Genomic DNA, 14,253 nt, shown 5'->3' with positions numbered 1-14,253 from the left:
GGCCGGGAATTGTTCCCGGCCGGCACGGCGGGCAGCGGTTAAATGCGCGTCAAGCGCGGATCAGGCGCTGATCAGCCCGTGCGGGTCGAGCACGAACTTCTGCGCGGCGCCTTCGTCGAAGGCCGCGTAGCCCTGCGGGGCCCGGTCCAAGCCAATGGCCGTGGCGTTGACGTTCTTGGCAATCGAGACCTTGTCCGAGAGGATCGCCTGCATCAGCCCGCGGTGGTACTTCATCACCGGGCACTGGCCCGTGACGAAGGTGTGGGACTTGGCGAAGCCCAGGCCGAAGCGCATGGACAGCGAACCGACCTTGGCCGCTTCGTCCTCGGCGCCCGGATCCCCGGTGACATAGAGTCCCGGGATGCCCAGGCTGCCGCCGGCACGGGTGATTTCCATCAGCGAATTGAGCACCGTGGCAGGCTGCTCCTTGCCAGCGTCGTGCCCGTGCCCGCGCGCTTCGAAGCCCACCGCGTCGATGCCGCAGTCGACCTCGGGCACGCCCAGGATCTGGGCGATCTGCTCGGCGGGGTCGCCCTGCGAGACGTCCACGGTTTCGCAGCCGAAGCTGCGCGCCTGGGCCAGCCGGTCGGCGTTCAGGTCCCCGACAATCACGGTGGCCGCACCCAGCAGCTGCGCGGAGGTGGCCGCGGCCAGGCCCACCGGGCCGGCGCCGGCGACGTAGACGGTGGAGCCGACGGTGACCCCGGCGCCGATGGCTCCGTGGTAGCCGGTCGGGAAGATGTCCGAGAGCATGGCCAGGTCCAGGATCTTCTCCATGGCCTGGTCGCGGTCGGGGAATTTCAGGGCGTTCCAGTCAGCGTAGGGCACCAGCACGTATTCGGCCTGGCCGCCCACCCAGCCGCCCATGTCCACGTAGCCGTAGGCGGAACCGGGGCGGTCGGGATTGACGTTCAGGCAGATGCCGGTTTGCCCGACTTTGCAGTTGCGGCAGCGGCCGCAGGAGATGTTGAAGGGCACCGAGACGACGTCGCCGACCTTGAGGAATTCCACATCGCGGCCTACTTCCACCACTTCGCCGGTGATCTCGTGGCCCAGCACCAACCCGACGGGGGCGGTGGTGCGGCCGCGGACCATGTGCTGGTCCGAACCGCAGATATTGGTGGCGATGGTGCGCAGGATGACCCCGTGGTGCACCTGCCGCCCGACGTTTGCCGGGTGGACCCCGGGTCCGTCCTTCAATTCGAATTCGGGGTACGGGGTGTCGATCAGCTCGACCTTGCCTGCCCCGGCGTAGCTTACTGCCAAGTTGCCCATAGCGGACCACTTCCTTGAAATATCAGTTGGATACCAAATCGGATGTGCCCAAGTCTGACCACTGGATGTGATCCATGTCAATAGCCCGGCGAGAAATCCGCCGGGTCCGGCAGCCCGCCGGCGGCCGGCTACCCGTCCAGTTCCTCGGCCGAGCGCAGGGAAATGATGTCCTTGGCGGTGCGCTGCAGGATTTCCAGGGATTCCTCGATCAGCGGCGAGCCGCGGCTGCCCTTGCGGGTCACCGCCACGATGCGCCGCGAGGGCTTGGCCGCCCCGGAAATCCGGCGGCGCACCACGTTCTGCGCATCGCCCAGGGTGGCCAGCCGGGGCAGCAGCCCCACGCCCAGGCCCGCCCCGATGAACGCGATCATGGTTTCCCACTCCACCGCCTCGTGGGCGATATGCGGGGTGACCCCCAGCGAAGTGAAGGCGGCAACGAACAGCGCCCGGTAGACCGACTGCCCGGATTCGGAGATCCACGGGTCATCGGCCAGGTCCTCCAGGGCCACGGACTTGTGCTGCGCCAGCCGGTGCGTGGCGGGCAGCACCACATCCAGCGGGTCATCGAGCAGCACGGTCTGCTCGAACCGGTCCCTGGCGGCAGAACCCGCGGACGTCTGGCTGGCCACGATCACGGCCAGGTCGATCCGCTCCGCGAGCAGCAAGTCCAGGCAGCGCTGCGGCTGCGCTTCGATCAGCTGCACTTCGGTATCGGGCCGAGTGGCTCGCAGGTTCGCGGCCAGCGGGGCAAGCAGCTGCGCGGCAGCGGTGGAGAAACCGCCCAGGCCGAACTGCCCCTGCACCTGCCCGGAGGCGTTGCGCGCGGACGCCGCGAGCAGCTCCCATTGCGTCACAATCCCGTCCAGGCCCGCAACGAAATGCCGGCCCGCGGAGGTCAGCCGCACCCCGCGGCCCTCCTTGGTGATCAGCTTGATACCCAGGGTGCGCTGCAGTTCGCGCAGCTGCGCGGAGACCGCCGAGGCCGAGTAGCCGGTCAGTTCCGCGGTGCGCGCTACCGAGCCCGTGGAGGAGAAGACCCGCAGGGTGGCGAAGCGTGGATCAATCATGCACCAATTGTGCATGGTTCCGTTCAATTTCTTGCGCTTTTCTTGCCGACTATTTCTTCCTAGTCTCGATTCATGCGGTGACCGGCCTCACATCGGCCCGCGCAACCACAGCCAGAGGACGCCAGCCGCGTCGTGTTCCAAGGAGTAACAGATGACCGCTTCGGTAAGCGCACCGCGCACTACGCGTGGGAAGCTCGCTACGTCGGTGAACCAAGAACAGCTCGCCGAGATCACCGAACTCTTCCGCAACCGGCGCAAGGGCTACTCGCTCGAAGCCCCGCTGTATACCGACCCCTCAGTATTCGATGTCGAAATGCAGGCCATCTTCGGGACCCACTGGCTGTTCGCCGCGAGCATTGCCGAGATCCCCGAGCCCGGGGACTACGTCACCGTGGACTACGGTCCGCATTCGCTGATCGTGCTGCGCACCGAGGAGGGCGGGGTCAACGTGCTGCACAACGTCTGCCGGCACCGCGGCGCCCGCGTGCTCACCGAAGCTTCGGGCAGCACCGGGAACCTGGTCTGCGGCTACCACTCGTGGACCTACTCCCCCGAAGGGGACCTGATCCATGCCTCCGCCCCGGGCGAAGGCAAGTTCGACAAGAGCTGCTTCGCGCTCAAGCGCGCCCACGGCCGGGTCCATGCCGGGCTGGTCTTCGTTTCCCTGGCCCAGGACCCGCCGGCGGACTTCGACGAGGTCGCCGGCATCTTCGAGCCCTACCTGGCCCCGCACGATATCGCCCGCGCCAAGGTCGCCTACCAGCAGGACATCATCGAGGAGGGCAACTGGAAGCTGGTGATGGAGAACAACCGCGAGTGCTACCACTGCGACGGGCACCCCGAGCTGGCCTGCTCGCTGTTCCCCACCTGGGGGCTGAGCGACGACACCGTTCCGCCGCACTTGGAAGAGGTATGGGAACGCAACCAGCAAGCCCAGGCGGCCCTGGAGGAACGCTGCCGCCGCTACGGATTGCCCTACGAGGTCGTGGAGCAGCTGGACACCCGCATCGCCGGCATCCGCATCTCCCGCGAATCCCTGGACGGCGACGGGGAATCCTTCTCCGCCGACGGGCACCGCCTGTCCAAGAAGCTGCTCGGCGAGCTGCGCGACTTCCGGCTGGGCCGCTGCTCCATGCACCTGCAGCCCAACAGCTGGTTCCACTTCCAGTCCGACCACGTAATCACCTTCGCGGCCTTCCCGATCAACGAGCACCAGACCCTGGTGCGCACCACCTGGCTGGTGGCCGATGACGCGGTCGAAGGAGACGACTACGATCTGGAGAAGCTCACCCACACCTGGAAGCAGACCAACCTGCAGGACAAGGCCTTCGTCGAGCTGTGCCAGAAGGGCGCAGCCAGCCCCGCCTACCAGCCGGGCCCGTACATGAAGAGCGAATACCAGGTCGAGGCGTTCATCAACTGGTACACCCAGCGCGTGCTGGAGCACCTGGCATGAGCGCAGGCGCCCAGCTGGCATCGAGCGTAGCGGCCCAGCGCATCCGCGGGCTGGAAATGCCGTGGAACCGGGTCCTCAGTTCCCAGGAAGGCCCGGCGAGCGCGGCCCGCGCGCTGGGACCCTGGCACCCCCAGGAGTTCCTGGCCGAATGCGTGCAGACCATCGAGGAAGCCGGCGGGCTGATGACCTTCGTCTTCCGCCGCGCCGACGGCGCCCCGCTGGCCTTCCGCGCCGGGCAGTACCTGAACATCGCCTTCCCGGTGCATGGCGAAGACCAGGACCCGGTGGACCGCAGCTACTCGATTTCCAGCGCGCCCACCGTGCCCTGGACCTTCAATGTCAGCATCAAGCGCGATCCCAAGGGCCTGGTCTCCTCCTGGGCGCATGAGAACCTGCGTCCGGGCATGGTGCTGGAGATGCTCGGCCCGGTGGGCGCCTTCCACCTGGGAGATTCCGACCGGCGCGCCCGCTACCTGTTCCTTTCGGCCGGAGCCGGGATTACCCCGATCATGTCGATGGTGCGCACCATCCACTCGCTGCCCGGCCAGGCCGATGTGGTGGTGCTCTGCCACGGCACCGTGCCCGGGGACTTCGCCTTCTGGCCCGAGCTGGAATACATCGCGCAGGTCGATTCGCGGATCAAGGTGTTCTACTCGCTGGGCGACCGGGCCAAGCCCAAGAGCTGGAAGGGCTTTGCCGGGCGGCTGACCACGGCGATGATCGACGCGGTGGCCCCGGATGCCAATGGCCGCAAGGTGTTCGCCTGCGGGCCGGAAGGCTACCTGAATTCGGCCACCCAGCTGCTGCGCGAGGCCGGGGTGGATGACACCTCGGTGTTCATGGAGTTCTTCTCCGGGGACCGCAAGACGCTGCTCGAATACCAGGAGGAAATCGCTCTGGCCGGGTCCATCGCCGAGGAGGTGGCCGAATCCGTGGAGGAGTTCTACGAGAGCCAGCCGCCGGAGCTGGGGATGTACGAACCCGAGTACGACCAGAGCGGCACCATCGAGGCCAGCGGCCAGAAGCTGGTGGCGGTCGATTCCAATGCCCCGCTGCCGCCGGCCTCACCGCGGGTTCCCGCGCAGGACCCGCCGGATACCGCTTCCTTCCCCACCGTGGGCGAAGGCGAGCTGACCATGACCTTCCTGCGCACCGCGGTGAATGTCCGGATCAGTTCCCAGGAGCACATCCTGGGTGTCGCCCAGCGGGCCGGGGTGCGCATCGGCGCCAACTGCCAGGAGGGCATGTGCGGCTCGTGCAAGGTCGTCAAGCTCGAAGGCGAGGTGGCGATGAACCACCAGGGCGGCATCCGCGCCCGTGAAATCGCGGCCGGGAAATTCCTGCCCTGCTGCTCCACCGCCCAATCGGATCTGGTCATCGACGCCTAGCCGCGCCGGCCACCACCACACCATCAGCTTTCAAGGAGTCCCCATGTCCCGTCTTTCCCCTCGGATCGTCATCATCGGCGCCGGCATCGTCGGCGCCAACCTCGCGGACGAACTGGCCGCGCTAGGCCACACCAATACCCTGGTCATCGAGCAGGGTCCGCTGGATCTTCCCGGCGGCTCCACCTCGCACGCCCCGGGCCTGGTCTTCTCGTCCAACCCGTCCAAGTCCATGACCGAATTCGCGCAGTACACCATCGAGAAGCTCACCGGCCTGGTGGGCGCCGACGGGCGCGGCTCCTTCCTCCCGGTGGGCGGGCTGGAAATCGCCACCACCGATGAGCGCCTGGCCGACCTGCATCGCCGCGCCGGCTGGAACCGCTCCTACGGGGTCGACGCCGAAGTCATCGACGCCGCCGCCTGCCTGGCGAAGTTCCCGATGCTCAACCCGGAGAAGGTCCTGGGCGGCCTGTTCACCCCGGGCGACGGCCTGGCCCTGGCCGCCAAGGGCACCGCGCTGGTCATGGAACGCGCCAAGGCCGCGGGAGTCGAGTTCCGCGACCGCACCATCGTCACCGACATCGAGGTCTCCGGCGGCAAGGTCGCCGCGGTCATCTGCGGCGAGGAGCGCTTCGCAGCGGACATCGTGGTCTCCTGCGCAGGCTTCTGGGGACCGAACATCGGCAAGATGGTGGGCACCTCGATCCCGCTGCTGCCGCTGGGCCACCAGTTCGCCTGGAGCACCCCGGCGCCGTCGCTGGCCGGAGTCAACGAGCTGCCGGCCGGTGCCAGCCGCCCGATCCTGCGCTACCAGGACCGCGACCTCTACTACCGCGAGTGGGGAGATCGCATCGGCATCGGCTCCTACGCCCACCGCCCGATGCCGGTGGACCTGGACACCTTGCAGGCCTACCGCCCGGAAGAGATCACCCACGAGCGGATGCCTTCCTCGCTGGACTTCACTCCGCAGGACTTCGCCGCCGAATGGGAAGCCAGCCAGGAGCTGCTGCCGGATCTGCGCAACACCCGGATCCAGCGCGGCTTCAACGGCATCTTCTCCTTCACCCCGGACGGCGGCTCGCTGGTAGGCCAGTCCAGGGAAGTGGACGGCTTCTACGCGGCCGAGGCCGTGTGGGTCACCCACGCGCCGGGCATCGCCAAGGCCGTGGCCGAGCTGATCACCACCGGCACCTCCACGACGGACCTGAGCGACTGCGACCTGAACCGCTTCGAGGACGTGCAAACCACCAAGGAGTACGTCAGCGAGACCTCGCAGCAGAACTTCGTGGAAATCTACGATGTCCGCCACCCGCTGGAACCGCGCACCAAGCCCCGCGCCGTGCGAACCAGCCCGTTCTACTCCCGCCAGCAGAAGCTGGGCGCCTTCTTCCTGGAGGGCACCGGCTGGGAGCGCCCGCACTGGTACGAGGCCAACGCGGCGTTGCTCGATGAAATGCCGGCGGAGTGGGTGGCCCCGGAGCGCGACAGCTGGTCAAGCAAGTTCCACTCGCCGATTGCCGCGGTGGAAGCCTGGAAGACCCGCACCGCGGTGGCCATGTTCGACATGACCCCGCTCAAGCGCGTGGAAGTCACCGGCCCCGGTGCCGGGCCGATGCTCCAGGGCTTGACCACGGCGAATATGCTGCGTGCCCCGGGCATGGTCAGCTACACCCTGCTGCTGGACCATGCCGGCGGCATCACCAGCGACATCACCGTGGCCCGGCTCTCCGAGCAGGTCTACCAGGCCGGCATCAACTCCAACGTGGATGTCGCCTACCTGGACCGCGAAGCGCGCAAGTTCAATGAGGCCAGCCCGGGCCAGTGGGTGTCAGTTCGCGATATCACCGCCGGGACTTCCTGCATCGGCCTGTGGGGCCCGCTGGCTCCACAGGTCATGGCCAAGATCAGCGACGACGATATGGGCAACGAGGGGCTGAAGTACTTCCGCACCAAGCAGATCTCCATCGCCGGCATCCCGGTCACCGCGATGCGCCTGTCCTACGTGGGCGAATTCGGCTGGGAACTCTACGCCTCGGCGGATGTCAGCGCCAAGCTCTGGGATGCGATCTTCGAAGCCGGGCAGGAGCACGGCATCATTGCCGGCGGGCGCGAGGCGTTCAACTCCATGCGACTGGAGAAGGGCTTCCGCTCCTTCGGCACCGATATGACCAGCGAGCACGAACCGGAACAGGCCGGCCTGGGCTTCGCGGTGAAGGCCGCCAAGACCGCGGACTTCGTGGGCAAGTCGGCGCTGGCCGAACGTGCCGCGGCGGCCACCAAGCGCCTGCGCTGCCTGACCGTGGATGATGGCGTGTCCATGGTCCTGGGCAAGGAACCGGTCTACGTGGATGGCAAGCCTTCCGGCTACGTCACCAGCGCCGCCTACGGATACACGGTCCGCAAGCCGATCGCCTACGCGTGGCTGCCGATCTCGGTGGAAACCGGAGACCCGGTGGCGATCGAGTACTTCGGCAAGCAGATTGCCGCCACCGTGGTCGATGATCCGCTGTACGATCCGCAGATGGACCGTTTGCGCGGAGTTTCGCTGGCCACTTCGGCCAGCTAGCAGCCAGACGCACGTACCCGGGGCCGGGCACCGCTCATGCGAGCGGTGCCCGGTCCTTTTCCATCTGCACCGGCAGCCGGCTGGCTGGTCCATGCCCATGGGAACCCTGCCGCCTGATGCGGCCGCAGCGCTCTCTTGGACTCACTGGCTTCACTGGCCTTCTAGCCGCGTCCGGGAAAAACCAGCTTGCCCATTTGGAGAGAATACATATAGCCTATCTAATAGTTAGCCTGTCTAAATTAATTAGGCATTGAAGCAACTCAACACAGCGGAGCAGATGATGAGTGGTTCCTTGGCAGTTCCCGCAGAGGTAAGTCCGGTTCACAGCTCGGCCTGGGACAACCGGATCGGCCAGGTCGCTGCGCTGGCAACCCGGCTGTGCCAGGAGAAGGATGCAGTCCACTCCGCCTACTGCAGCATTTCCGGATCCCCGAATGAGCTCATCGTGAATCTGGCCTGCACCGCCACGGGCGAAGAGCATGTCCCGATGATCATGCTCTACGTGAACGACACGTTGCTTCCGCAAATGGAAAGGTCTCTCGGCATCCAGTTCGAGGTGCGAAACCTCCACTTCGCCGTTGCCGGCAGGGAAGTCCATGCTCCCGCAACCGCTGGGTTGAAGGGCTGCTCGCCCACCATGGATTGACTGGACCAGCCATTGACCGAGCCCATCCCTGCCACCTCGAAGGATCCCCGGGGTGCCCACGCGGACCTGACATTGATTTAGCCCCTCCGCCAGTGGAGGAATCCCCTCTCGGGTGGCGATTCCTTCGAGCTTGCTTGTTTTCTTATCCAGCGCAAGAAAAGGAAGTAACTGAAATGGCAGGTCGCATCGCTAGAACCCAAACCGCGCTCAGGGTCGCGGATTTCCTCGCGACGCGCGAGGGCAAAACTCATCTGTCGCAGTACGGATGGGTTCCCGGAATGCCCATCGTGATGACTCGGGCCACAGAATCAGCAGATGACGCCATGGGAATGGTCTCGATCCATGGACGTGCGGCCCTGGTGGCAATGCTCGACCCGCTGACCTCGGAACTGCGGATACTGCATATCACCACCCCGCAGCCTGCACTCAAGAAGGTCCGGGTCTCTCCGGCAGGTCTCACCATAGGGGACTTGTTCGAGCAGCTTGCCTCGACGCTGATCGTCGAATTGCGCGTCAGGTTCTGGAACCACACCGCCGTAGCGCACATCATCCCGTCGTGCCCCGGCATGAAGAATGCGAACGACTCCTGGGGCGCTGCCTTCACACGGACCCAGCGGCCGCTGGAAACCACTGCCCAGGCAGCTGCCCTCCCCTGATCCGGCGCGACTGCCGGTAACTGGGCGAAGGGATCCAGGAATGGAATCGAAGCCAGTGCGCGCTGGGATCAACTGTGCCTCCTCGCGCTGAATCCCCGCCAGAGAACCTTCCCTGCCCGCCGCGGAACAGCACCCATGGGAAAGCCGCCGCATCATCAACCTCCCAATCGATGATGCGGCGGCGGCACGTGGTGCACCTGGCCGGCGGCAGATCCCAGTTCATGTCCCCGCCGGCGTGCACCGTGCCCGTGGTTCGCTTCGCCATGGCAATTGCGGTTCCGGCATTGAGGGTTCCACTGCCTGCTGGCTTGCCCGCAGCGGAATCCGGAACACCGGCCAGCCAGCTACCGGCGTCCGGCCATGTGCGCTCCCTTCGCCGGGGCCGCCTGCTGGCTTGCCGCCGCGGCCTGCGCGGCATGCAGGACCAGCAACGCCGTCGTCACCGTGCCCACGCCGCCGGGAACCGGACTCAGGGCCCGTACCAGCGGACGCACCGATGCCGCATGGACGTCTCCCACCAGCTTTCCTTCGGCGTTGACGTTGGTTCCGACATCGATCACCACAGTGCTTTCTTCCGCGTCATTGCCGGTGAGCAGGTTCGCCTTGCCCACGGCCATGACGACCACCGCGGCGGACTTCGTGAAATGGGCCAGATCGGCGGTCCTCGAATGGCAGATGCTCACCGTGGCATCGCGCTGCAGCAGCAGCTGGGCCAACGGCTTGCCCACCACCGCAGAGCGCCCGACCACCGCGACATGCTGCCCGGACAGCGGGATCCGGTAGTGCTCCAGGATCTCGATGACCGAGCGTGCGGTAGCCGGGGCGAAGGCCGGCTGGCCGACACTGAGCCGTCCCAGGCTCAGCGGATTGGCCCCGTCAATGTCCTTGGCCGGGTCGATCAGCGCCACCAGCGCCGCGGCATCCACCCCTGGCGGCAAGGGCGTCTGCAAGATGATTCCGTGCACCGAGCTGTCCTCGTTCAAGGCGGTGATCGCTTCGGACAGCTGCTCCTGGCCGGACCCGGTCAGATCCACGACCTGGCAGTCCACCCCGAGCTGCGCGGCGGCCCGTTCGATCGAGCGCACATACCAGGCGGTGGCCTCGTTATCGGTGGCCAGCACGACCGCGATCCGGACACTGGTGCCCTCGCTGGCCATGCGCACCACCAGTTCTGCGGTGCGGGCGCGGATCGCTTCAGCCACCGGCTGCCCGGCTAGATTGCGTGCCGTCATGCTGCCACCACCGCACGGGCGTGCGCGCTGAGCTCGTCGGCGTGGGCGATCGCCTCGCTGGCCTGGCTGGCCGCCTGGACCAGCCGGTCGCGCTGGGCGATGTCCTTGATTGAGCAGATGTTCATTTCCAAGGTGGCCAGCGCGGTAGCCAAGGCCGCCCGGGCAGCTTCGGCCGCGGCGGCCACGTCGCTGAGAACCGATCGGTTGCCAATGGGCAGCAGGCGCTGGCCCAGCTTGATGACCTCAATGGAGGCCTCGACGGTAGAGGCCAGCGGTGCGGCGGCGGCGATGGTGGCGTTTTGAATGGCCGCGCTGCGCTCCGACTTTTGCTCGCTGCTTTCCTTGGGCAGCTTGTACGCGGCACCCAGGGCGCCGAACAGCCTTTCGTCTTCCTCCGCGGCGAAGAGCCCCTGGCGCATCAGCAGCCGGGCATGCTCGGAAATCTGCTGGGCCTGCTCCTGGACGTCCGCGTACCGCGGTCCGGAAGTGAATTCGGCAACCATGGACACCAATGCCGCGGCCTGCGCCGCATGCAGGCCCGCGGCCGCGCCCCCTCCTGGCGTCGGGGCGCCCGAGGCAAGCCGCTCAAGGTAGCTGCTGACAGTTTCATTGGAGATCAATGGGGTTTCCCCTCGTTCGGGACGCATGGAAGTTGATCCCTGCACCGTTCGGCGGGATTTCCGGCGCGCAGGACCACGGTCCAGGCCGCCGGAACCCCTTGGTATCCGACTGGTATATCAGGTTATCTTGAAGCCTAGAGCACCTACCGAACGCCGGTCAAGGGTTTTCTGCCGCCCGGAACACCCCGGCCCCAAGCGCCATGCGACAGGATCGCCGCTAGTCCATCTAGGAACTGCACATGCCGGCCAACGGGGCCCGGAAGGCATTTTCCCTGCGGCGCACACGCGGTCCCGGCGAAGGGCCAGGCGTGCGCGGCACGAGCCGGAATCCATCAGGAGTGCACCACAGCGACAACCACTTGCTGCGGTGGCATGCCCGCGAACCGCGGGGCCAAGCGAGCGAGCACCACCTTCTCGCGCCCGATGGATCGGGGCAGTGTCCAGCCTCACGAGCATTCCACAAGAAACTTGTACAAGTTAATTGTATTCTATAGCTATGGAAATTGATCCCGAGCCCGCAGACCTTCCCCAGCAAATGCTCGAGGTGCTTTCGCCATTGCTGAGCCTGATACGCACGGCACGATCCATCTCCCCGGGCAAACTGGGAATCCTGCACACCTTGGCCACCGAAGGCCGGGCCAGTGCCGCCCGGATGAGCCAGGCCATCGGGGTCAGCCAGCAGGCCATCTCGCTGACGACCAAGGAATTGGAAGGCCTCGGACTGATCGAGCGGCACCGGGATGAGGCCGACCGCCGCAAGCTCTGGTTCCAGCTCACCGATGACGGCCGCCAAAAGCTGGACCAGGAAATCCTGCTCGGCCGGACCGCGCTGCTCCAAGCCATGGGCGAGAACCTGAGCGAGGAGGACCATTCCCTGATCCGCTCCGCCTTGCCCGCGCTCAAGAAAATCAATACCGCGGTCCGCCCATGAACCGCAACGCACCCAGCCAGAGCCCGCTGGTGCCCACGCTGGTCTTCGCCGCGCTGGCCACGGCAATCGTCTCCTCGCTGGGCATGCTGCTGGTCCCCTCGATTTCCCTGCGGTTCAATGTCGATATTGCCGCCGCCCAGTGGATGCTCACCGTGAATCTGCTGGCCGGCGCCGTGGCAACACCCATCATGGGACGCCTCAGCGATGGACCGCATAAGAAGCGGCTGCTGCTCGTCTCGCTGGCGGCCATGTTCCTGGGTTCTGTCATGGCAGCGTCCGCACCGAGCTTTGGCGTGTTTCTTGCCGGACGCGTGCTCCAGGGATTGTCCTACGGCATTGTTCCGGTCACCATCGCCATCGCCAGGCGCTATGTAGCGCCCGAGCACGTGCAGAACACCATCTCCACCTTGTCGGTGACGGTTGCTTCCGGAATCGGCATCGGCTATCCATTGACCGGCATCATCGCTGGCATTTTCGACTACTCCTACGCGTTCTGGTTCGGTGCGCTATTCGTGCTGGCCACCATCTGCGTGGTGTGGAAAGTTGTTCCTGCAGGCCCCGATACCCAGGCCGAGCAACGCCCCTTCGACTACACCGGCTCCGGCTTGCTGGCCCTGGGGCTCACCTCCCTGCTGCTGGCCATATCCGAGGGCCCCAAGTGGGGCTGGGCTTCACCTGCCACCCTTGTTTTGGGCGGTTTCTCGGTCATCGTGCTGATCATCTGGGTGAGGGTAGAAAACAGCCTTGGCCACCCGCTGATTAATCTGCGCACGCTCAAGCAGGGCGAAGTCCTCCTGGCCAATATCTCGGCCATCGCCCTGGGCGCCGCACTGTATATCGGCATGTCCGTATCATCACTGGTAGCCCAGGCAGATGCGGCAACGGGCTACGGGCTGAGCCTGCCGGTCTTCTGGGCAGGATTTGTCATCTTCCCGCTCTCGGTAGGCAGCTTGGCTGCCAACCGCGTGGTGCGCATACTTGCAAAACGCGTTGGCATCCAGGTCATGCTTCCCATTGGAGCGATCATCATGGCCGCAGCAGGCACCATGCTCTGGCTGCTCCACTCGGCGCTCTGGGAGATCTTGCTGAGCATGCTGGTCTTCGGCATCGGCATGGGCGCAAGCTATGCGGCCATGCCGGCATTGATCGCCCGCAGCGTAGCGACCAAGGAGCTAGGCAGCTCGGTAAGTTTCAACCAGGTGCTGCGTACTGTAGGTTCTTCCTTCGGCACGGCGATTTCCGCGGCCATTATCGCCACCCACCCCGGACTCAATGGCGAGGCCAGCCCGGAAGGCATCGACATGACCTTCTTGATCGGCGCACTGCTTTGCATCGCCTTGGGTGCTGCGTTGCTGGCCGATTCGGCACGGCGCAAGTTCAAGGGACGCAGGTAGGCGAAAGGGTCCTGGATGCAGATAACGCCCCGATACCACGAAGGCATCGGGGCGTTGCCCGCAGGCTGCTGCGCCTAGAATTCGACGATCTCGAATTCGAGAAGTTCAGCGCCGCTGGCCACTGGCTTCTTGGCATCGTTGCCAGCATGGGCCGCATCAGCGCGCTGGGTACGCCAGTTCTCGAAGTCCTCGCGGGTTGCCCACTGGGTGTACACGAAGTACTTGTCTCCACCATTGACCGGATGCAGCAACTTGAACCCTTCGAACCCCGGTGAAGAATCCACTGAATGCTTGCGAGCAGCAAAACGCTTCTCCAGTTCCGGTCCAGCTTCGCCGGGAACCGATAGGGCATTGATGACGACAATCGACATGTTCAACCTTTCTTTTCCGGGCTTCTTTCACGGGAAACCCTCTGTCTCCACCCTACGCCCGCGCGTTCTCGACCGCAGGCCAGCGTGACGAAGTTCGACCGGCTAGTCGGCATGCTCCTGCGGCCAGCAAATTTCAAAGCGTTCCAAGACCAGCTCTCCCCCGGCTTTGGCGGTGTCTTCAGGGTTCCAGTCGATTCCTATGGATTTCTGCGTTCGGCGCCAGAATTTTTCATGTTCTGCGCGCCAGTATTCCAGCGAGAGATCCCCTTCGCCCTCGGCCGCGGCAAACTGCGCGTCTACCTCGAAGAACGAGGAACGCTCGACGGAAAGTACTCGCAAAATTGCTCGCGGCTGCCCTTGCCCATCGCAGACAATGCAGTGGTCTTCAGGTTGCGGGACACGTTCGTTGTAATAGGCATAATCGCTAGCCAGAGATGAAGTCGCTCGCTTGGTTCCGTGCAGCATTTCATCCAGAAGCTCATCGGCAAGCGCAGGATGATCACCGAACGATTCGGCGACATAGTGCGGTGCCTCGGTCCGCGGAATCCCCTTGCTCACCAGGTACGCAGACCACATCTGTTCAGCAGCTTCTGCATTGACAGGCGGCAACACTGGAAGAGATTTTTCAGTCATGGAACGATCCTAGCCGCGAAG

At 65.3% G+C, this 14,253-nt stretch carries 13 protein-coding genes; 7 read left to right on the top strand and 6 right to left on the bottom strand.

Annotated features, from left to right (window positions below):
- Positions 1-60: 60 nt before the first annotated feature.
- Entirely contained in the window at positions 61-1,275 is a 1,215-nt protein-coding gene (fdhA, locus tag EDF61_RS09740; protein ID WP_133833949.1) for a formaldehyde dehydrogenase, glutathione-independent, read from the bottom strand.
- A gap of 128 nt (positions 1,276-1,403) precedes the next feature.
- Complete coding sequence (locus EDF61_RS09735; protein ID WP_105658919.1) at positions 1,404-2,342, bottom strand: LysR family transcriptional regulator; 939 nt, start codon at positions 2,340-2,342, stop codon at positions 1,404-1,406.
- 151 nt (positions 2,343-2,493) lie between these two features.
- On the opposite strand from EDF61_RS09735, the gene EDF61_RS09730 reads away from it, so the two are divergent.
- The 5 genes from EDF61_RS09730 to EDF61_RS09710 all read left to right on the top strand — a co-directional run bounded on the left by EDF61_RS09730 (position 2,494) and on the right by EDF61_RS09710 (position 9,051).
- Positions 2,494-3,798 (top strand): aromatic ring-hydroxylating oxygenase subunit alpha, encoded by a 1,305-nt coding sequence (locus EDF61_RS09730; RefSeq protein WP_105658918.1) that lies wholly within the window; start codon positions 2,494-2,496, stop codon positions 3,796-3,798.
- Positions 3,795-5,186 carry a flavin reductase family protein gene (locus EDF61_RS09725; RefSeq protein ID WP_133833948.1) on the top strand — a complete coding sequence of 464 codons (1,392 nt, stop codon included), beginning with the start codon at positions 3,795-3,797 and terminating at the stop codon, positions 5,184-5,186. The genes EDF61_RS09730 and EDF61_RS09725 overlap by 4 nt, the downstream gene beginning before the upstream one ends.
- Positions 5,187-5,229: 43 nt before the next feature.
- Complete coding sequence (locus EDF61_RS09720) at positions 5,230-7,749, top strand: GcvT family protein (RefSeq protein ID WP_133833947.1); 2,520 nt, start codon at positions 5,230-5,232, stop codon at positions 7,747-7,749.
- A gap of 250 nt (positions 7,750-7,999) precedes the next feature.
- A complete protein-coding gene (locus tag EDF61_RS09715) occupies positions 8,000-8,395 on the top strand; it encodes a hypothetical protein (protein ID WP_133833946.1) in 396 nt (131 codons plus the stop codon).
- A 173-nt stretch (positions 8,396-8,568) separates the two neighbouring features.
- A complete protein-coding gene (locus EDF61_RS09710) occupies positions 8,569-9,051 on the top strand; it encodes a hypothetical protein (protein WP_133833945.1) in 483 nt (160 codons plus the stop codon).
- Between the two features lie 344 nt (positions 9,052-9,395).
- Here EDF61_RS09710 and EDF61_RS09705 read toward each other — a convergent pair whose 3' ends face one another.
- The gene (locus EDF61_RS09705; protein WP_133833944.1) at positions 9,396-10,283 is read right to left on the bottom strand and encodes a bifunctional 5,10-methylenetetrahydrofolate dehydrogenase/5,10-methenyltetrahydrofolate cyclohydrolase; all 888 of its coding nucleotides are present in this window, start codon (positions 10,281-10,283) and stop codon (positions 9,396-9,398) included.
- On the bottom strand, positions 10,280-10,930 hold the full coding sequence (locus EDF61_RS09700; protein ID WP_133833943.1) for a cyclodeaminase/cyclohydrolase family protein: 651 nt from the start codon (positions 10,928-10,930) through the stop codon (positions 10,280-10,282). Before EDF61_RS09700 ends, EDF61_RS09705 begins: the two co-directional genes overlap by 4 nt.
- 469 nt (positions 10,931-11,399) lie before the next feature.
- On the opposite strand from EDF61_RS09700, the gene EDF61_RS09695 reads away from it, so the two are divergent.
- Together EDF61_RS09695 and EDF61_RS09690 are read left to right on the top strand one after the other, a co-directional pair.
- A complete protein-coding gene (locus EDF61_RS09695) occupies positions 11,400-11,834 on the top strand; it encodes a MarR family winged helix-turn-helix transcriptional regulator (RefSeq protein WP_133833942.1) in 435 nt (144 codons plus the stop codon).
- The gene (locus tag EDF61_RS09690) at positions 11,831-13,228 is read left to right on the top strand and encodes an MFS transporter (protein WP_133833941.1); all 1,398 of its coding nucleotides are present in this window, start codon (positions 11,831-11,833) and stop codon (positions 13,226-13,228) included. Before EDF61_RS09695 ends, EDF61_RS09690 begins: the two co-directional genes overlap by 4 nt.
- Before the next feature lie 74 nt (positions 13,229-13,302).
- Here EDF61_RS09690 and EDF61_RS09685 read toward each other — a convergent pair whose 3' ends face one another.
- Together EDF61_RS09685 and EDF61_RS09680 are read right to left on the bottom strand one after the other, a co-directional pair.
- Complete coding sequence (locus EDF61_RS09685; protein WP_133833940.1) at positions 13,303-13,599, bottom strand: antibiotic biosynthesis monooxygenase family protein; 297 nt, start codon at positions 13,597-13,599, stop codon at positions 13,303-13,305.
- 102 nt (positions 13,600-13,701) lie between these two features.
- Positions 13,702-14,232, bottom strand: a complete 531-nt coding sequence (locus EDF61_RS09680; RefSeq protein WP_133833939.1) for an ASCH domain-containing protein — start codon at positions 14,230-14,232, stop codon at positions 13,702-13,704.
- Positions 14,233-14,253 lie beyond the last annotated feature (21 nt).

The organism is Arthrobacter sp. JUb115, from assembly GCF_004365035.1.
Lineage (GTDB): Bacteria > Actinomycetota > Actinomycetes > Actinomycetales > Micrococcaceae > Glutamicibacter.
Note: the sequence above shows the minus strand (reverse complement) of the source record. Positions and strands in the feature narration are given on the sequence as shown.

Bases quoted from the DNA above. Each gene is read 5' to 3' on its own strand.
- fdhA (WP_133833949.1), bottom strand. From the start codon at position 1,275: ATGGGCAACTTGGCAGTAAGCTACGCCGGGGCAGGCAAGGTCGAGCTG.
- EDF61_RS09735 (WP_105658919.1), bottom strand. From the start codon at position 2,342: ATGATTGATCCACGCTTCGCCACCCTGCGGGTCTTCTCCTCCACGGGC.
- EDF61_RS09730 (WP_105658918.1), top strand. From the start codon at position 2,494: ATGACCGCTTCGGTAAGCGCACCGCGCACTACGCGTGGGAAGCTCGCT.
- EDF61_RS09725 (WP_133833948.1), top strand. From the start codon at position 3,795: ATGAGCGCAGGCGCCCAGCTGGCATCGAGCGTAGCGGCCCAGCGCATC.
- EDF61_RS09720 (WP_133833947.1), top strand. From the start codon at position 5,230: ATGTCCCGTCTTTCCCCTCGGATCGTCATCATCGGCGCCGGCATCGTC.
- EDF61_RS09710 (WP_133833945.1), top strand. From the start codon at position 8,569: ATGGCAGGTCGCATCGCTAGAACCCAAACCGCGCTCAGGGTCGCGGAT.
- EDF61_RS09705 (WP_133833944.1), bottom strand. From the start codon at position 10,283: ATGACGGCACGCAATCTAGCCGGGCAGCCGGTGGCTGAAGCGATCCGC.
- EDF61_RS09700 (WP_133833943.1), bottom strand. From the start codon at position 10,930: ATGCGTCCCGAACGAGGGGAAACCCCATTGATCTCCAATGAAACTGTC.
- EDF61_RS09695 (WP_133833942.1), top strand. From the start codon at position 11,400: ATGGAAATTGATCCCGAGCCCGCAGACCTTCCCCAGCAAATGCTCGAG.
- EDF61_RS09690 (WP_133833941.1), top strand. From the start codon at position 11,831: ATGAACCGCAACGCACCCAGCCAGAGCCCGCTGGTGCCCACGCTGGTC.
- EDF61_RS09685 (WP_133833940.1), bottom strand. From the start codon at position 13,599: ATGTCGATTGTCGTCATCAATGCCCTATCGGTTCCCGGCGAAGCTGGA.
- EDF61_RS09680 (WP_133833939.1), bottom strand. From the start codon at position 14,232: ATGACTGAAAAATCTCTTCCAGTGTTGCCGCCTGTCAATGCAGAAGCT.